The sequence below is a fragment of the Paraphotobacterium marinum genome (assembly GCF_002216855.1).
Lineage (GTDB): Bacteria > Pseudomonadota > Gammaproteobacteria > Enterobacterales > Vibrionaceae > Paraphotobacterium > Paraphotobacterium marinum.
Genome location: NZ_CP022356.1, coordinates 391,286 through 411,084 on the forward strand (window position 1 = coordinate 391,286; position 19,799 = coordinate 411,084).

18 protein-coding genes are annotated in these 19,799 nt (G+C 28.5%); 7 read left to right on the forward strand and 11 right to left on the reverse strand.

Features of this window, described 5'->3' with window-relative positions:
• Window positions 1-23 precede the first annotated feature (23 nt).
• Window positions 24-1,103, reverse strand: coding sequence for a PrpF domain-containing protein (locus tag CF386_RS08930; protein ID WP_089074092.1), 1,080 nt, complete (start codon window positions 1,101-1,103; stop codon window positions 24-26).
• Window positions 1,104-1,213: 110 nt separating this feature from the next.
• On the opposite strand from CF386_RS08930, the gene CF386_RS08935 reads away from it, so the two are divergent.
• The 4 genes from CF386_RS08935 to CF386_RS08950 all read left to right on the forward strand — a co-directional run bounded on the left by CF386_RS08935 (window position 1,214) and on the right by CF386_RS08950 (window position 3,019).
• The gene (locus tag CF386_RS08935) at window positions 1,214-1,507 is read left to right on the forward strand and encodes a LysR family transcriptional regulator (RefSeq protein ID WP_089074093.1); all 294 of its coding nucleotides are present in this window, start codon (window positions 1,214-1,216) and stop codon (window positions 1,505-1,507) included.
• Window positions 1,501-1,701: a type 2 periplasmic-binding domain-containing protein gene (locus tag CF386_RS13450; RefSeq protein WP_158522359.1), complete on the forward strand. Its 201-nt coding sequence runs from the start codon at window positions 1,501-1,503 to the stop codon at window positions 1,699-1,701. Before CF386_RS08935 ends, CF386_RS13450 begins: the two co-directional genes overlap by 7 nt.
• Window positions 1,701-2,111, forward strand: a complete 411-nt coding sequence (locus CF386_RS13455) for a hypothetical protein (RefSeq protein ID WP_089074095.1) — start codon at window positions 1,701-1,703, stop codon at window positions 2,109-2,111. Before CF386_RS13450 ends, CF386_RS13455 begins: the two co-directional genes overlap by 1 nt.
• 143 nt (window positions 2,112-2,254) lie before the next feature.
• Window positions 2,255-3,019, forward strand: a complete 765-nt coding sequence (locus CF386_RS08950) for a glycosyltransferase family 2 protein (protein ID WP_089074096.1) — start codon at window positions 2,255-2,257, stop codon at window positions 3,017-3,019.
• Window positions 3,020-3,080: 61 nt separating this feature from the next.
• On the opposite strand, the gene CF386_RS08955 is transcribed toward CF386_RS08950, so the two are convergent.
• Window positions 3,081-4,184, reverse strand: coding sequence for a hypothetical protein (locus CF386_RS08955; protein WP_089074097.1), 1,104 nt, complete (start codon window positions 4,182-4,184; stop codon window positions 3,081-3,083).
• 758 nt (window positions 4,185-4,942) lie between these two features.
• Here CF386_RS08955 and CF386_RS12840 point away from each other — a divergent pair.
• Window positions 4,943-5,080 carry a hypothetical protein gene (locus CF386_RS12840; protein ID WP_158522360.1) on the forward strand — a complete coding sequence of 46 codons (138 nt, stop codon included), beginning with the start codon at window positions 4,943-4,945 and terminating at the stop codon, window positions 5,078-5,080.
• A gap of 31 nt (window positions 5,081-5,111) precedes the next feature.
• Complete coding sequence (locus CF386_RS13460; RefSeq protein WP_264080500.1) at window positions 5,112-5,240, forward strand: hypothetical protein; 129 nt, start codon at window positions 5,112-5,114, stop codon at window positions 5,238-5,240.
• Between the two features lie 953 nt (window positions 5,241-6,193).
• Here CF386_RS13460 and CF386_RS08965 read toward each other — a convergent pair.
• From CF386_RS08965 to CF386_RS09015, 9 genes are all read right to left on the reverse strand, one after another.
• On the reverse strand, window positions 6,194-7,225 hold the full coding sequence (locus CF386_RS08965; RefSeq protein WP_089074099.1) for a LytR/AlgR family response regulator transcription factor: 1,032 nt from the start codon (window positions 7,223-7,225) through the stop codon (window positions 6,194-6,196).
• 90 nt (window positions 7,226-7,315) lie between these two features.
• Window positions 7,316-8,362 (reverse strand): LytTR family DNA-binding domain-containing protein, encoded by a 1,047-nt coding sequence (locus CF386_RS08970; RefSeq protein ID WP_158522361.1) that lies wholly within the window; start codon window positions 8,360-8,362, stop codon window positions 7,316-7,318.
• Between the two features lie 1,302 nt (window positions 8,363-9,664).
• Complete coding sequence (locus CF386_RS08980) at window positions 9,665-11,875, reverse strand: hypothetical protein (protein WP_089074102.1); 2,211 nt, start codon at window positions 11,873-11,875, stop codon at window positions 9,665-9,667.
• 738 nt (window positions 11,876-12,613) lie between these two features.
• Window positions 12,614-12,820: a LytTR family transcriptional regulator DNA-binding domain-containing protein gene (locus CF386_RS13715; RefSeq protein WP_089074103.1), complete on the reverse strand. Its 207-nt coding sequence runs from the start codon at window positions 12,818-12,820 to the stop codon at window positions 12,614-12,616.
• A complete protein-coding gene (locus CF386_RS08990) occupies window positions 12,748-13,032 on the reverse strand; it encodes a hypothetical protein (RefSeq protein WP_145955042.1) in 285 nt (94 codons plus the stop codon). The genes CF386_RS13715 and CF386_RS08990 overlap by 73 nt, the downstream gene beginning before the upstream one ends.
• Before the next feature lie 387 nt (window positions 13,033-13,419).
• Complete coding sequence (locus tag CF386_RS09000) at window positions 13,420-13,653, reverse strand: hypothetical protein (RefSeq protein ID WP_089074106.1); 234 nt, start codon at window positions 13,651-13,653, stop codon at window positions 13,420-13,422.
• 150 nt (window positions 13,654-13,803) lie between these two features.
• Complete coding sequence (locus tag CF386_RS09005) at window positions 13,804-14,754, reverse strand: LytR/AlgR family response regulator transcription factor (protein WP_158522362.1); 951 nt, start codon at window positions 14,752-14,754, stop codon at window positions 13,804-13,806.
• 455 nt (window positions 14,755-15,209) lie between these two features.
• Window positions 15,210-15,650, reverse strand: coding sequence for a chorismate mutase family protein (locus tag CF386_RS09010; RefSeq protein ID WP_225971786.1), 441 nt, complete (start codon window positions 15,648-15,650; stop codon window positions 15,210-15,212).
• 573 nt (window positions 15,651-16,223) lie between these two features.
• Entirely contained in the window at window positions 16,224-18,176 is a 1,953-nt protein-coding gene (locus tag CF386_RS09015) for a beta-1,3-glucanase family protein (protein WP_089074109.1), read from the reverse strand.
• Window positions 18,177-18,607: 431 nt separating this feature from the next.
• Here CF386_RS09015 and CF386_RS09020 point away from each other — a divergent pair, with 431 nt between their 5' ends.
• The gene (locus tag CF386_RS09020) at window positions 18,608-19,684 is read left to right on the forward strand and encodes a helix-turn-helix transcriptional regulator (protein ID WP_089074110.1); all 1,077 of its coding nucleotides are present in this window, start codon (window positions 18,608-18,610) and stop codon (window positions 19,682-19,684) included.
• Window positions 19,685-19,799 lie beyond the last annotated feature (115 nt).

The window sequence follows — 19,799 nt, forward strand, 5'->3', positions numbered from 1 at the left end:
TATTCTTCCTATCTTGCATAAAATTATGATTCACGGTAATAGACTTCTCCCTTAGCAATTAATCTTGCAGTTCTATAATAAGTCCCTTTTGTGATATTAAGAGGGAAATCTTGTCCCGTAATACTGATTTCTAATCCTCCTTGTGGATGACCAATATTAACTTTTTTAGTTTGAGTATGCTTATTGAGTAATAACTCTCTTTGTGCACAAATAGTTCCTTTTGTAACCAATGCCGCCGAAATGCCAATAGCTGCGGTCATAGCTAAGGACGGATGGATTTGTTTTGCTGTAGGATTACTCCAATATCGAACATAAATATTTTGTTTAATATCATTGGACTTACTAACTAGAACAATTCTTGGGTAAGTTTGACAAGGATTATGAATATTCATTTTTTTAGCACAAGCTAATCTAAATTTTTCAATAAACTCATGAAGATTAAAATCTTGTTCCAATTCATCATTTGTTTGATTATTTTTAATATTAAAGTCATGTGCTTGCGCGATTACCAGAGCCCTCCCACAATCAATTAAAGTTACAGAGATGTTATTTATAATATCTATTCTATTTCCTGATGGGAAAATATGACCGGTTTGAGAACCACCTGGATTTAAGAATGAAATATAAACTTTAGATCCAGAAAAATTGACACCATCAATGTGATAGTTTCCTTCATAAATGACTCTACCATTTTTGCAAGGCACTACTACTTCCTTTACTGAGTTTGTAGCAGGATTGAAAACTCTAACTTTAGTTTCACTCTTTCCAGCATTTATCAGCTTGGATTCTAATGCACAACATGCTGCTGCGGTGAGCATATTTCCACAATCTCCACTAAAATCTATCTCATTAGATAAAATTGCGACTTGTCCAAAGACACAATCAATGTCACAGTCGGGCCGATTAGATAAATTTATAATTACAACTTTACTGGCATTAGATACACCACCGCCAATACCATCTACTTGGTATGGGTGTGGACTACCCATTATATTTCGAATTAATTCATTACATTTTTCATCAGATTTTGGTAAATCTTTTTTGAATAAGAATGGACCTTTTGATGTTCCACCACGATACAAATAATAAGGAATGCTTTTCATAACTTTCTCCTTTTATTTAAATAATGAAGTCATCATATGTTAAAAATATTGATAGATAAATTTTAAAATTCTATACTACTGATTAAGAAAATATTTATCAGGATTTAAGAATGAACTACCCACCAATGAAGACTCTGCCCATTTTTGTGACGGCCGCAGAGAATGAAAGCTTTTTAGTTGCATCTCAAAAGCATTACATTTCATTGCCAGCGGTTAGTCAACAAATTAAATCTTTAGAACATGATCTAAATTGTCAATTATTTATTAGAGGTAATAACGCTGTAAAGTTAACGCCACAAGGTAAACATTTTCTTGAATTAATCAGACCTGCTATACACTCAATTATTCATGCAAAAAAAAAGTTTCTCAATATGAAAGTAATACCATCACAATCAGTGTGTTAAACTCTATTTCAACTTTTTGTTTAATTCCTTTTTTAGGAGAGTTTTATGAAAAGCACCCCAAAACGGATGTAAGGCTATCAACAAACTGGTCTTTGCCACCTTCCGATCAAAATGAAGTAGATTTAATTATTGGTTATGGTAAAAAAATAGTTGGCCAAATAACAATGTTGATTTCTTATGTAGCGATCAGCTAATCGCCGTAGGACATAAAGATATTATAAAAAATAAAAGTTTATTTGAAGTACTAAATAGCAAGAAACTCATAATGGTCGATGGGATCGACTTTCGTCGTGATGACTGGCAAAGATGGGGACTTTTTCATAATGTAAATATACCCCCAAAAGACCGATTTTTACGATTTGGTAATTCTGTACAAGCCATATATGCTTGCCTCAATAAGCTTGGTGTATTAATAACTCGTGAATTATTTGTTCGAGATTTAATTGCAAACCAGCAGTTAAAAGTTATTGGCAAAACCATCAATAATGAAAATTTTGGATATTACTTAATTTATCAAAATGAATACAACTCTCTTTATATGAAAGATTTTATTTCATGGATTAAAACGCATATAAGTCATGGATTTGTGGATCAAAACATGTAAGTAAATATAAGAAAAATTACTTGATATAATAAGATCATTTTTAAGGTTAAGTACTTAATGTTAGTTTTGTTAAAATGAAATAATATAGTATTAAATCAATTGGTTATAATTTTAACCAAAAAAATACAAAACTAGGAACAGTGATGACAAAAATTTCTTTTTATGTTTTAACTTTTAATAGTGAAATGTATATCGAGTCAATTTTAAATAAAATACAACATATAGCTGACGAAATATTGATTATTGATAGTGGCAGTACTGACAAAACAAAAGAAATTGTTAGTACTTTTGCAAACACAGCTTTTATTTTTAATAAATTTGAAGATTTTAAACAGCAAAGAATATTTGCTGAGAAGAGCTGTAAATTTGATATGATTTTATTTTTAGATTCTGATGAAGAGCCAAACGATGAATTAATTAATTCAATCAAACATCTAAAAAGTACCGGTTTCGTTTATGATGCATACAGAATTAAAAGGTTATGGAATGTTCTTAAAAAAGATGTTCATAGCATTTATCCTATATGCTCGCCTGATTATCCAATCAGACTATACAATAGAAAGTCATGTAATTTTAATGACTCACCTTTATGCCATGAACAAGTATCTGGATATAGTTCTGAAGGTATCATTTCGGGACACATAAAACACATAACTTTCGAAAATTTTAAGACTTTAAAAAGGAAATTAAAACTATACACAAACCTTGCAGCAAATGATTTAATTTTAAAAAACAAAAAACCATCGAATCTTAAAATTGTATTTAACCCTATTGGTGCTTTTATAAAATGGTATGTTTTTAAAAGCGGTTTTAAAGATGGTATTGTAGGTGTTCAACTTGGGGTGTATGCTTATCTCTATACCCTAAAAAAATATAATAAGGCCCAAAAATTTTTAAATCAACATTGATTGATTAAAAAAAGCTTCTAAAAAAATTAGAAGCTTCATATAATTAACTCAAAGCATACTACTAGCTATTTTTGCCATATGAATAAAGGTATACCTCATAACCTGGCTCAGTTATCCCAAAATATACATTCTGAAGATCAGCATTGTGTTGATTATATTCTAAATTCGATACGGTAAAACTTAGATCATAATAAAATACCGGAGATTTTGGTCGCAAATCAATAAATAAAGGAGTAGTGCCAATTGGATCTACCAATCCAAAACTGGTGTAATTGCCTCCCTGAGAATCCAAAGTCTGAAATGACTCTTTCACACCATCTGTATTAATTTTTGAGATATCAATTTTTTTTTCATCATGGTCATAAAATCCAGAGCCTTTGAATGAGATAGTTTTTTGAGCCGATAAGTTCTTCTGAAGTTTTACTCCTGAAAAACCTGATGTATAGTTAGTTATAACCCCAGATTTACTATTATCATATTTAAAATATTCACCATCAGGAGTGTAGTTATTAACGAACATTTTCGTAGGATTTGATAATAATTGAAGTGTTATATTTGCGCCATCTTTTGAAAAGTCACCAGCCAGACTTATTGTTCCATTTTGCATTTCTATTTTGCCATCCTTGCGCTTGGTGATAATTATCTCTGGAGCTTTATCCGTGTAATTTTTACTTCTTAAAACTAAACCATCGCCAAGTTGTAAGACACATCTGTTTTTAGATACTTTATTATCTTTTATTTCAACCCTAGCATCTAAAATAGCTTTTTCATCGTTAATAGTTCTTATTGATTTGTCACTCTTAGAACTAAGATCATTCACATATATGTCAGTAATACCCTTGTATAAACTATTTTTGTTATAGGTTTTATTAAAAGCATCTTTTAATTCTTTACAACGCTGTTTTAGTATATTCAAGTTAATTGATTGTTTGGAGTTTTGATTAGAAATTTGCAATTGGTTTTGTTCTTCGGAAATATCAAAAAACACATAGCCTACTTGACCTGATTTATTATTATATTGTGGTTGTGTTGTAGCAGTAAATTCTGTTGTTTTTGGTGTTGGTTTTTTATTGTCACTCCCACTGCTGCCACTCCCACATGCGCTTAGGCAAGCTACCGAACCGATAACTAGGGTTGGTAAAAGTTTTTTCCTAAATATTTTCATTTTGTCTCCATTCAAATTGTTTAAATTGTTATTAGTTTTGCTGATCTTAGTTAAATTGTATAAAAAAAAAACAAGATTAGTTAGGACTTAAGTCCTTTATTTGTGTGTTTAATTTAAAGTTAAAGATGGATAACTTATTTGCTTATCTCATTGAAAAGTTTAATCAATATTATTATCAATGAATGTTCTAATCAATAAACTCATATTGAATATATAGTTAACTTTAAGGTTAATAATCTTAGTTTTCTTGAACATCAATTTTTTAAAATAATGGATTTAATCTCAGTAATACCATTTTTATATTGGATATATTTTTTAATAGATATAGCGCCGATTCTTTTTAAATTAATTTTTTATTACGCAATATTTTCTATAACGACAAATAATTTCCTATTAATTATCTAACTTTGATTGACAACAAGTCCATGAAGTTGTTTTCTTTCAAATGAATCTGCTTTGAAAGAACGTAAATGAGGAGTGACACGTAATTTAGGGATGAAACTTTGTTATTGATTAACAGATAGATTTTTGTATCAATTTAATCAATTCTGTAGAATCTATGATATTTAGTTGTGAGTATAACCCTATATTAGTTTTATAATTTTTAGACTTATAATCCATTATCAATTTTAAAGTACATCATGTTGCTAAATATCCTGACTTTCGTCTAAAAAAAAATTAAAGACCTGTATTCTTTCAAACAAAAAGTAAATCATGGTTTAAAATTATAAATGTCACTTAAGCATTAAGGGATAATTATGGACCTTTTACCAGATGAACAATACTGTAAAGAAAAACTTCAAGACTCTTCATTTCAAACTGATGCGTATTACTATATCGCCAAAATTAATTTAAATGCGTTAAATTATTTAAAAAAGAAAATTCAATCACTTTAAATCAATGAACAATTAACTTTGGGGTGGATTTATGGAAAAAGAAAAAATCACAAAAACAGGAAAAAAAGTTATTAATAAAAGTACTAAACGAGCTGCTTTAATAATAGAAACTGGCTCGGGAAAATCGTTTAAATTAATTAATATATTACTAACGAATTAATGATAATGAATCTATTAAACTGGATAGGATTAAGTTGATAGGGTCTTCCGAATTAAGAATTCAAATGACCCTGTTTAATTTGAGAACTCAAACATAATCTTTGTGAGTCATTTAAATATATTGTTGAGTTACCATAGGTTATATAATTCTTTTATGTTTTTTAAATCCTTTTCTTTTAAGATCGTACATATATCTTATAAAAATGTTTATAGTCCATTTTCGAAAATTTATCTTTTCGTACAATTTTGCTATTCCTTTTTCGATACGATTCATCTCATTTCTAATTTGTCTCAAATTTTCATGAGGATGTGGTTTTTTATAACTTTTGATTCCAATAATTAATTCAGTAGGTCTCAGTTTGTTTGGAAACATCCACATGGAAAGAAGATAAACCCAAAATTGAATTTGTTACAAGATTAATCTCTTTAAAGAAGTAATTATATAAAATAATTTAAAAAAAATAAGATGATATTAAACGACAATAATTAGTTTCAATATAGAGAGCATTTTAATATAATTAAACATGAGCTTAGAAAATAAACCAATTATAATTATGTACTTTAGTAGTATTTTGTAATGACCCATAATAACTCCCTTTGTTCTTAAATTAATTTTTTACTTGACATGATATTCTGTAACGACAAATAACCACCTCATAATTATCTAATTATTAAAGATTAAATATCCATCAATTTGTTATTCTTTTACATGAATTTGCTTCGAAATAACGCTAATTAGGGATAAAAGTTTACTGATGGGAGCAAATTTTGTTTATTGCTAAAAGAAAGTGAACGATGAAGGACAAATATTTAGAAAGAGTCTCTTTTTAGAAGAAATCCCTCTATTGACATACCCCCTCTTATTTTAAAGATAAAAACCATCAAATTTTTACGACGATGTTTGATTAGTTTTTAAAAAAGGCTACACTTTTCGACCATCATAAAACTATAAAGTTAATGTTGTTCAGCAATATTTTTCAAGTGAAGCTCTATTCTTTTTTGGTACGTTTTGGATACGGTGTACCATTTACCACTTTTCAGTTTCACTTCCATTTTTAGGTTTCGTGATTTCTTTTCAACTTTAACTTCTAGAATTTCTTTTGTATTGATAACAGTCGAACGATGAATACGTATAAAATATGCTTGTAGAGAATCTAATAATTCACTTATTGAGGAACGAATGGTATAGCTTTGTTCATTTGCTTCAATATCCAAATAATTACCAGCAGCCTGTATCACTGATATATCATCGATAGCTATATAGTTGGTTACTCCTAATTTTTTAACTAGTAATAGCGAAGGATCATTTTCTTGCTCGTTATGTTTTTGTTCCTCTTTAAGAGCTGTTTTATTTTTACATTTTGTTTCATGACATTCAGATGCTTTTCTCATCGATTTAATACCTGACAACTGGTAAATATTATAAATCATGTCGTTCGTTAACATAATGATTTTTTTATTTTTTGATGCTTCTACAATAAAGATGTAAGCTACTAAAACAGGACATATGTTAGAATCTATTGCTATCCATAAATATATTCTGTCGTAAAAAAACGATAAAAAATAAAACCAGAAGGATAATATATTTAAATTTTTATCCACTCTCAGTTCGGGGTGAAAGATATAAAAATTAAGTACCTGTGAATTCATTAGTGCAAAAGCAGAAATCAATAAACAAAAAAAGACAATGGCAAAGGTAAATAAAATTAAAGAGTAATATTTAAAATTGTATTTTGATTGAACTCTTTTAATAACCATCAAAAATAATAAAACTATAAAAACTCTCATTAAATCAGTGAAAAGTTCATTGCATAGTATGGAATTTATGGTCTCAGGTTTAACGTTAGGTAGTCCCCCAAACTTTATTTCATTGTTAAAAAGATAAATGCTTGAAATTAATTTTTTTAACATTGACCAAAACAAGTAAAAAATTAAAAAAACAAAGTATGCTTTTTCCAGAGTAGAATATTGAGTCTTTAATTTCATAATATAACCTTTTTATATTTGAATTTAAAATGCAAACTGAAAATATAATATCGATTTTTTTATGTAGTATATTAAACAGTACCGTGGTCTTTATGATTCCTTCAAACTTACATAAGACTTCCATCGTTCTTTGAATATGTTTCTGTACCTTTTAGAAACCACATAAAGCTTCTTGTTTTTTAACATCACCTGAAGTTTTAAATTTTGTGTCACATAATCAGTCTTAACTCCCTCAACTTTTTTTAAATTTATGATCGTGGAACGGTGAATACGTATAAAATATTCAGGAAGATTTTCTAAAATATCCGTCAGTGTAGAGCGATATTCAAAGGTACACTTATTTGTCACTATGTCTATATAGTTTCCATCAGATTGAATCACAATAACTTCCTCTACTGAAATCAAATGTTCTTCACCCGACTTTTCCACTATAAAAGTGGAAACTTTATTTTTAGAGCTATCATATAAATTATCAAATTCACTAGTTGTAATATCGTGGTTATATTTACCCGCATTAATCTCTGAGACTTGCCTTAAAGTAAGCTTATTAGAAATTAACTCATTGAGCTGCGTAATCATTTTGTTTGTTATAATTGAAAAATTCTTATCATTTGAAAACTTCAAAAAAGCTATATAAAAGACAAAAATAGAAAAAATATTGTTTACAATGACCAAATAACCGATGTTTTTATAATTTAAAAGATATAAAAAAGCGCTTTTCCAAAAAATAAAAGTGTTGGTATAGTAAGCATCAATCAAACCTTGATGAAATGAATAAACATAAAGGATATAGCCGTTTATCATCAATAAAATAAAAATTCCATAAAAACACAAAAATAAAAACACGAAGAATAGGATTAAATGAAATAACTTTAAATTAAACTTAGATTGTTTCTTTTTAATTAGGTACATAAATAAAAAAACTGTAACAACCCTTATAGATGTTTTAATGATGCCCAGCCAAAAAAGTGACGATGTTATGTTATTTTCTTTATCAATCAAACCTTTTAAAATAGTTTCAGCAGGGTAAATATCAACCGTAATTGAATCTCCGATAGAAAACACGAGAATATACAAAAAAACTGACAAATAAATTAGACTTTCAGAGGAATATCGTTTGTTTGAAATTTTTAGCATACAACTCCCTAATCTTAAACTCATACAAATGAAGGTTGTTGAAAGATTTATAATGTTGGTTTTAGAAGGTTTTGTTTTAAATATCGATACAATAGTATGGTTTGTTCTTACCTATTTTGTAATCGATGACAGGCCAACAGTATTTAAAGGCTACATTTTATAAAAAAATTATGCCAATATTATTAATTTATCAATGAATAAAGTAAAAAAAAATTCCAGTTAAATACAACATAAAAATTTTATATTTTTTATTGATATGATTACTTTTGTTACCCCAAAAAATATAGTTGAGATTTTAAAGAATATGCTTGTATTAGAGCAGAGAGTACCAAATTCACTCGCTATTTCTTTTATTAAAGTGGATTCAAAAAAAACCAAAATTATAAATGCAATTATAAGCATAGCTTGAAGGTTAGATTTCATAAAAGGAACCTGCTTGTTTAACATAAAAATAATAATATTTAGAGTAAATGTTTTTATCAATAAACTCATATTTAATATATTATTAACCTTTAAGTTAATATTGATAAATTTGTTCTTTTCAATTTTATTGCTTCTTTAATTGTTTATATTTGTTATTTATTCTGTTGATTTTAGCTAAATTATCTTTTAATAAAAATGACATTAGTCTGGACATTACTCCTCTTGTTGTGTTTATTTTAAAGTGGAAGATATGTTTTTTTTAATCAATATAACCATCCTTTATTGAATTAACTTTTTACTTTGCACGATATTCTCTAACGACAAATAACTGCTTTTCATTATCTAATTTTGAAAACTTAAAAATCCATCAATTTGTTATGTTTTGACATGAACCTGCAATGAAAGAACGCTAATATGGGATAAAAATTTACTTTGGGGACAATTTTTTTTTATTGTTTAAAGAAAGTTAAAATTTTAGGACAAACATTTCGAAATCGTCTCTTGATGTAAGAGATCTTATGATTTGAACACCCTCCTTCTTTCAAAGAAAAATCAACGAATCTTAAAATTATAATTAACCCCATAGGTGATTTTATTAAATATTTTTTTATTAAATGTGAATTAAAGTGGTGTTAATAAATTTCAACTGTTCATATAAAGCTAAAAATGAAAACATCTATCTAATAACAAGGTGTAAATAACCTTGTTTTGAACAAATTATATTTATTTACTGGTTTTTAATATAAGAAAAATTTATGTATCAATAAACAACAAAAAGTTTTTCTGTTTGAACTGCAAATTCTAAAAAATGCAATGACCGCCTCACTACTCAAAAAAAAGACTTCATATGAAGTCTTTTAAATTTAATTTTATTATTTATTAATTATTTGGAAGCTGTCCATAAGGTAATAAATAAATATCAGTAAAATCAGAATTAGAAATATCATCTTTCACATATCCTAAAACATTATCTGAGTGAGTACCTTTCCCTTTAGTTGACCAAAATTCAGCTTTTTTATCATCCCAAACAAAACTAAGATAATCATAATCATTTGTATGATTATTTTGTTTAATTTTTATACCACCATTAATATCGTTTGGATCTTTTGAACCTGCGAAACAACTCTCTGCATTAGATGAAGAAACATCACACCCTATAAATACACGTTTTGCTTTTATAAGTTCAGGTGTTGCTTTATATTGAATATTTTTTGGATTACCATCATCAAAATTTCTTAAAATAATTCTAGAGTAATCTGTAGTCTTATCATTTTTTGGAACAACATCAATTTTTATATTTTTAATAGTTATTGGATCAACCAATACAGTTAAATTAGGTTGATTAGTATTACTATAAAATGAATTACTATCAAAATTATCACTACAATACATATTTTTTACAGTTCCTGCATTTAAGGTGAATAATTTACTAAAATTGGATAATGTCGTGCCATCTTCTTGACCATGACTTAACAGATAAAGGTTTTGAACAGAAAATCCACCAAAACTAATATCCGTTATACCACCTTTCCCATAATCAGATAAACTGAACTGAGTTGGATAACGTAAACAATCTTTTGTTGCAATTAAACCTCCGAATGTACCCCATTTATTTTTAGCAAAATTATTTTCATCATATTTTGGATTGTCCAGCGGTCGAACGGACATATCCCTATGAATATAAATATTTTGAATGACCGAATTCTTTAAAGAATCACGGAGTACCCCATACATTCCAGGCATAACGACTGAGCCAGAATTACCATGTATAACAGTATAATGATCGACAAGTTGGTTTTCCGCTTCAACTTTAACGGTATCATCTGCTATTTGAGAATACATGTAAGTTTGCGTGGAGCCATCACTTCCTACATCTGCGCCATCAACGGCATCTATATAAAAACCAACTTGTTTGACATCAAACATACTTGTTGGTGTATTGTCACCTCTTCTATCTTCATTGGTCGGATCAGCAGGATTTTGTTCATTTTTTAACGGGCCAAATTGAGCAACGTTTAGTTGAATTGCGCCTCTATTTCTTCTCAGGCCATTCGCAACTGTAATACCTGAAACATCAATACTAGATGCATTTCCCTTAACTTGAGCCTCTGAATCCAAACCTAATAAAGAGCTTTCAATACGATATTGTGCATACTGCAAAATATTGCCTTGCCCAGTATCCATAATACCATTGTTCCAAATTGATCCCTGCCAACTCATAGGTCTATAAGCATCAACATCTTTACCATAGGAAGGGATACCTGCACCATCTATACGGCCAAAACCATGAATTTTAATACTATGTGGATTTTTTTGAGAAAACGTATAATTTCGATAAGCTCCCTTTAAAACTGGAAATTTGTTTATTTGGTCTACCTTTGACGCATTCTCTAATGTGGAATTATTGGTATCTTCCACATATTTTAACCCACATGCATCATATATAGCATCTCTCAAATTATTAGCTGAAGTAGAAGCTTGATAAGGTTGACTATTAAAATGATCAATCGCATCTGAACATGCTTTAGGGTTTGCTAGACTACTTGGAACTGGTAGGCGGACATACTCAGTAGTTAAAGGCATATTAACTGTCGTTCCAAGTGGAATTTCTATATTAATATTACCTTGATTAGCCCAGCTGTTGAGTGTTCCTACGTAATCTATAAATTTTTGGTGATATACAAAATGAGGTCTTTCAATATGACAATTTGAACCTAACCCTGTGTACTCAAATTTTTGGTTGACAGGGTCACTCAAGTTCAATGTTTTTTTATTTATGACACATACATTATCATTTTTATTGATAGAGCTATGTCTATCCATCGACTGCTCATCTTTTTGAGAAATAAATACAGCCAACATATCTTTAGCATTGTAAGTATGTGGTTGAGCACAATTTTTAGCGTTATAGCCAAAAACAGATAAATGAAGAGGCGCATGACTCAAATCAGATGATCCATTTAACTTGCTTAGATCAAAGGCTTGGTTGGATTTTTGATAAAACTGATGATTCTCAAAGTCTACTTCAACACATGAGGAGCCAGAAATATTAAATTTTAATTCTTTTAGTTCGTCTTCATTGGTAACCACAAACTGAGCTGTAGAAAAGTTAGTTAATGTCAGATTTTTAGTATCATCGTTGTTAACATTCCAATTTGATTGAAATTTATCATTTCGATAATTATAAGCAACTCCATCCAGATCATTTTTTTTAGCAGAACTTATACTTGATAAAGTTACCTTTTTAAAAGTTGGGTTTTCTGGAATTTTTACATCTTGACTATATGAAGTATGTTTAGGGCCAGGGCCAGGGCCAGTATCACCTCCACCCCCACCACATGCTGTTAGTGATAAGCTCCCGCTTATAACTAAACTTGTTAAAACTAATTTTTTGTTAGCATTTTTTCATTCCTTTAATATTTAATGGTTATTTTAAATTTGCAAATATCATATTTTAAAATTAATTTGATTCAAATGTCATAAGTCCGGACATTTGTCCCAAATCTTTTTTATAATAAAATAATGAAGTTCATCACTTCAATTCGCTTGATTTTAAATCCATGAAATTGTTATCATTTCACATGAATCGGCTTCAAAAGAACGCAAATTAGGGATAAAAATTAATTTATGGGAGGAAATTTTATTTCGTGTCTCAAGAAATCGAAATATGAAGAGCAAATATTACGAAAGAATCTCTTTACAGAGTAAATCTTATATCTTAAAAAACACTCTTCTTTTAAGGATAAAAACCATCAAATTTTTTACGACGATTGTTGTCCCTACTCTTCATAATGGAGTAAATTTTACGACCATCATAAAACTATAAAATTATTGTCTTTTTGCGATATTATTTAAGTAAAGCTGTATTTTTTTTTGATACGTTTTGGATACTGGATACCATTTTCCATTGGTCAGCTTTAAATCCATTTTTAGGTTACGTGATTTCGTTTCAACTTTGACATCTATAATTTTTTTGGTATTGATGATAGTCGAACGATGAATGCGTAAAAATATTTTGGGAAAGAGGACAATAATTCAGTTATTGAGGAACGAATGGTATAGCTCTGTTCATTTGCTTCAATATCTAAATAATTTCGATCAGGTTGGATAACCGTTATGTCTTCAACAGATATATAGCTCGTAACATCCAACTTAGTAACTAGAAGTACAGACAACTCATTTTCTTTATCAGAGACAATCTCATCAGGATTTGTCAATAATGGCTCTGTAGTTTTAGGCTTCTCCAATTCATTTTTTTATCTAATTTCTTTTTTATTGATAATGTCCTGATGTTTTTTACAATTTCATCGGTTAAAATTTTAAAAGGTTGGTAATCGGACAATATTAAAATCACTATATAAAGTAATAAAAATATTGAAGTAGTTAGAAATTCTGTAAATGCATGTAATATTACAACTGGCGTTAAAATGTGTTTGTACATAATTTTCAAATATGCAAAAAAACTTAAACCTTGATTTTCGTGAACTTCAGGGTATGAAATATAAATTGATAATGTAAATGAGATAGAATTAACAAAATAATTATCAAATGAAAAAGGATGAACATTAAAATAAGATACCAAAAAAAATAAAACGATTTAAATAGAAACTTGATTTTGGAATGTGTTTTTTTAATCAGGTATAAAAAAATATATACCAAAATAAAACTATTATAATATTAACAAGGTTAAAAACAAGAATACCCAAATAGGTATCTTGGTAGCCTCCAACAGTAATTGATGTTTTAGTACCAGCATATGAATAAAGGCCAATATAGATGTTTTTAATTAAAATACTCAAAAAATATATAATCAAAAAAAAGAAGTAACCTTTTTCTAAATCAGAATATTTTTGCACTTGTTTAAACATAATTGCCCTTTTTTCCTATATTTAAAAAAGACTTCAGTTTATGTTGATATTTTTTGAGCACTATTGTGCAATTTTTTGTGCTTAATTGTCTCATAAATTTTGAATCACTTTGTTTCATGAGATTAAATCATTTTTAAACTCGACTATCACCTATAAACTACAATTTGTTTTTTGCCATTGTTCATTAAATGTTTTTTTATAGCTTTGTGAAATAACATAAGATGTGTTATTGACGAGCAAGACCTTAGCTTTCATGTTTTTTGAACTATAGTCATTTTTCGTTCCCTTAACCTTATTTAAATTAATGATGGTCGAACGATGAATTCGCAAAAAATAACTCGGCAGACTTGAAAGCATTTCCTTTGATGAACTACGAGCTAAATATGAATCCTCATCTGTTAGTATATTCAGATAGTTACCGTCCGCTTCGATTACAATGATGTCTTCTAGATTGACAAAATGATCAATGCCTAACTTATTTAAAACAATAACAGAAGCTTGACTCCCCTGTTTCTCCAAATCATTATGATTAATTTCATGTTCATCAACTTTCTCACATTGCTTTACCTTATTCTGAGTCACTTGCTCCTTTAAAGAAGCTCGTTTGATTGTACGTTTACCCCACTTATCGATAACGCCAGTTGTTATCGATATATAATTTTTATGATTCAAAAATTTTAAAAAAATTGTATATAAAATTAAAATGGGAAATAAATTGTTGGTAATTACCATAAACAGAACATCTTTTAAATTTAATAGGTTCAAAAAATTGATTAACCAAAAATTAAAAATATTGACATCTAAGTTAGCTCTTAGCTCTGAAGGAAATAAATAAAGATAAAGGACGTAAACATTCGTCAGCATAAAAATCAAAATCACATTAAATAAAAGAAAAATTACTCCCAAAAATTTGATGAGGAGATTAGCATTAAAGGCATATTTTTCATAAAATTTGTTTATTATATTCACAAAAAACAAAAGCACGATTAGTCTCATGATTCCTTTTAAAACTTCGAGCCAAATGATAGAGGTTAGATTATCATATTTTATAAGAGATATTTCTGGGACAAAATTTTTGGCATTATATACATCTACATCCATGAATATCTTTGATACTGTTAATTTTAGACTGTACAAAATAGCACAAATAAAAACAATTTTGCCTAGGTGAGCATGTTTTATTACAGAATTTGGCATTAAATAATTTGTGTTAAAAATATGATTGATATGAGTTTTTATTTTAGGATATTAAAGATAATGTTACCAATAAATATATTATTCTTTTACATGAATTCGCTCCGAAACAATGTAAGTTAGGGATAACCTTAATTTATTGGAGGAAATTTTGTTTATTGTCTAAAGAACGTGAAATGTGAGGAGCTAATATATGGAAATGGTAACGGGAAAATCGCTTAAATTAATTAACATGTTACTAACGAATGCATGATACTCAACATTTTAAAACTTGATAGAATTATTTTAATAGGACTTCTTGAATTAAAAATTAAAAAAGTCCTATTTTATTTGAGATCTCTAATAAAACCTTTGTGAGAAATTTAAGTATATTGTTGAGTTACTTGGTATAAGTTATACATAAATAGTTCTTTATAGGTTTTGTTTAACCCCTTAACTTTAAAGTTTCTTTCATATTTTTTATAAAAATGTTTATAATCCATTTTTGAAAATTGACTTTTTTCGTATAATTTAGCCAATCTTTTATCAATACGATTAATCTCATTTCTGATTTGTTTTAAATTTTTATGAGGATGAGGTTTTATGCCTTTTTGGCTCCAATAATGAATCCAATAAGATTCAATTTGTTTTGAAACATCCATAGATACTTGAAGATATGTCATATAACTTAATCGTTTTTTTAAATTTTTAATTTTGACTTTTTGAAGTATGCTATTCTCCCGAGATGCAGAATAAACTGAGATGTTTTTTTTAAATTTATAAGCTGCGACATCTTTCATGACCGCTTCTCTTTGATGCATCAAGTCTAGAATTTTTTTGTGTTATCTGTTTGATTGTTTTTAGCCACAAGACTAAAAGATGCTATGGTAAGCATTAAATATATGAATATTTTCATTTTAAAAAGTAATCCTTTTTTATATCTATATTTATATTGAAATCTTCAATTAAAAGATTTCCTAATTTTATAAAAAAAAACAAACGCATAGATATTTTATAAAATGATATCTATGGTGTTTGCATTTTTTAGATTTTATTTTGTTTTTTGATTACATTCAATCTACTAGATACATTTAGACATTTGATAGTGTGTTTATTAAACGCATAATTTACTATTAATGGCGTGAAGATATTTGATATTTATATTTATTTTAATTCTAAATTTAGGGATAAAGTAGCTCTGCTTTGGCTTAAAATCTCGTCAGATATTCGTTTAGAACACTTAACATAAACTGGCTAATATTTTCTAAACATAAAGCTACTTTAATATAGATAATATAAATTTGGTTTATGAAACAGTACTTAAAATCAATGTGATCATAAATAAAAAATGCCACATCTTGTAAAAGTGAAGATGTGACACAGAAATATCTATTTAATTAGAAGGCACCTATACCAATGTAACCATTTGCTCCCGTCGCAATATAACAATCATTGTTTCCAACAATATTTGCTGTAGGATTTTTGTAATCAGTACTGGTCTGTATTGTACAAACCCTCGTGCCTGACTTTGGGCTTGTTATCGAAAACTGAATGATTTCATTCATTGGAAGCATAACATTAGGTTCCCTTATATTATCTGAAGCATATGAATAGCCAGCTGGTAACATTACTGAATAATGACCATAATTTTTAATAAGATCATTAGGAGCTGAAATGTAAGCAGGTACAGCATCTCCGATCACATTATTGCCATTTTCTATATCCTTTCCTAGCGTGCGTATCGACAACATATAAGATTGGTTTTCGCTCGGATTAGGAAGATCTTCAACATTAAACTTCCATTCACATTCATTTTTGACACATGAGCCTTTAATATAATCACCTTTGTTACCAAAACGTAACTCAAGTCCCTCTACTTTTGCAGATTGAGCAGGTCCAATAGGTTTAGGTATTTTAATTGTTAATTCTTTATTACTATATGAAGATTCAACTGCTTGTGTATTAACAGGCATAATATCATTTGATTTAGATACAAGTGGATGGAAAATAATATTTATTGGATGTTGATTAATATTATCATAAGGCGTGTGTATTGTTCCATCTTGTCCTAAAGCATCATCATAGGCAAATGCATATGTATTTGCACCAAAGCTGTGTAACGCTTTCGCATAAAGATCATAATGGGGGCCATATGGATCATCCTTTTTATAGTAATTTTGCTTATTTAATTCAAAAAAAGATCTCCCGAGCTTTTCATAAGTGGGTAATAAGCCTGCATCATAAGCACTGGTTATATTGCGCTCTAATAATGCTGTAACATTTGTTCGTCCTTGGCTTAGCGGCTCTGTCCCTATAGTAGTAAGTTGACCATTAATATAAGCGGTTGATTTCAAACCAGCTCCTGAAAAAAATTCGCTTGCATCATTAGGTTTTAAGAAACCTATTGTTTTACCATCACCCAAAGTGAACATTATTACCTCTTGACCATTATAACTAACACTATACCCGGAGACGGTTGGTTGATGATTTAACAATGGTTTTGAGTATTCATTTTCAAGTTGCTCTGAAACATCAATTTGAAGAGGTTTTGTTCTATAACTGTCCCAAATATTTGTAATGTTATCACTTGAGTCATAGTCTTTTGATATAAATTTCCCTCCTTTTATTCTGAGTATTTGATTATCATTGTGAGATAAATAAAATAATTTTTTCCAGAAATAGTAATCATTCGAGTAGTTAGTGATACCTATTGTTGGAGCAAACATAGTGCTAAAACGTTTAATAATCATATCACGGGGTTGTGATAAACCTGTCGTATGCCCTTTTTGAGAAATGGTGATAGGAGCTGAGAAGAAATCAACAGATGTTATATTAGTCCAAGCACCAGCTTGGTTGAAAGTAAATTCCACTTTATCATACATCGTCTGTGCTTCTATCGTTGGATCACTAAAATTAGTGCCATGATCTTTGATGTATATATCTCTACTATCAATTAAAGATTTATCAAAGGATACATACATTCTTCCTGATGATGGAGGAAGGCAAAATAGTGTATCTTTATTGTCTTTATCAATTTTTGTCTCAAAATCTTTCATAATCATGGAACTTGATATACCTTTAAAAACTCCAATATTTTTATTTGACATATCTAGTAAACCCTCTTTACCATTAACGCCTACTCTAAATAAGATATATGCGTTTTCACCACTGTCGTTCTTAACTTGAAATGGAAAGAATTGTGCTGGACAGTTTAGATGAGATATTGTGTTTGATGAAGGTTTATTTACTTTAATGTCAGATTCTGTGTTGGCAGCTGATGCGGACAGTGGTATTCCAATTGCAAAAGTAATTAACCAATTTTTTAAATGAGAAAATTTAAATTCAACCATAGTAATTCATCCCTTTGTTATGTATTGTTATGTTTAGTGTTTTGAAAATGCTATGTTTTATATTTTTATACTGTGTCGTTATCTGAAACGAAACATAAGATCATCAGTTTTGAACTTAATAATTTATATATATTTTCGGATCCCCCCTTTTCTTTATGTTTGAATAAATATGATTTATCTAACTAAGTTTTATATTCAAAAATTGATATTCAAGCATAGATAAAATGTAATATAGTTCAGACCTATTATTCATTATTTTAATGACTTGTTTTTAAATATATTAACCATATAATGAGTCCTGAAAATCAGTAAATTAATATCAAAAACACATATAACTTGATAATATATATGTGCTTAAAGTGAATAAATTTTTAAACGTTAAAGAAGTAGGTGATTTTTTTTAGATATTACCTAAATTTTCATGAGGGATTATGATTGATAACAAAAATGTTGCTACTATTTTGCTTGATAATAATTTAAATATTGTATCAATAAACAAAGAGGCACAAAATTTATTAGGATGCCAATTAGATATATTGCTCCATAACTCTCTATCTACAATATTTGAAATTAATGGTGCTTCAATAAAATTAGAAATGTTGTTAACTGAGCAACTTTCAACTAATAATATTGTATCTTTTAGAGGTTCAAAAAATCTTTTTCGTGTTGAACATGAAAAATTACAATCACGCTTAGGTGAAATGACTCACGTTAAAATTTATAAAAAAGAACCGGAAATCCTTAAAAAAAATCAAATTTTCTCTTTTCAGAGTCATCAACTTATTAAGGACAACTTAAAGTGTCACAATGATGATATTTTTTTTATTAACCAAATAGTGCAGTCACTCCCCGGTAGGTGTAGTTTTAGGAGAGCTTCAGATTTATCCTATCAATGCATTAATAGTGAGGCTCTCAAGCATATTCGATTCAACTCTGCTCATCAATTAATCAATAAAGATGATTATTACTTGGCTAAAAGAGTGGTGAAAAGTTGGCCTTTATCATTTGCACAATACAAACAAGATCAAGATTATGAAATTCTTGCAACTCAAAAACCTATATACGGTATAGAAGGAAAACCTTATCTAAATCCAGATGGCCAGGTTGTAATGTATTGTCTCACTAAAATTCCTCTCTACAATAAGGATAATAGACCATTGGGTGTCATCACTATGGCAATAGATAGTGAACATTCTAAAAATATTTATAAATTAAGAAAAAGTTATTCAAATCTCTATAGTAATAAAAAAGAAGGCAATCAAAAATTTCAAGAACATATAGGTCTGGATAAATATACTCAAAATCAATCTATCCATCTCACGCCTCGTGAAATGGATGTTTTCATTTCCTTAGAAAGTAACAAAAGAACCAAGGAGTTAGCTCAAAGGTTAAACATGAAAGAAAAAACAGCATACATCCACATAGAATCGATCAAAAGTAAATTAAACGCAAATAGAAATGAGGTTATTGATATATTGAGTCATATAAAGAAAGCTATTGGTAATTAAATAAATATTTTCATTTATGCTTTTATTGTATTCATTAGTTGGTCAGTCACTCTAAATTTGAAAAAATATAACCGTATTAATGAAACTGAATACTATTTTATATTATTTGACTATC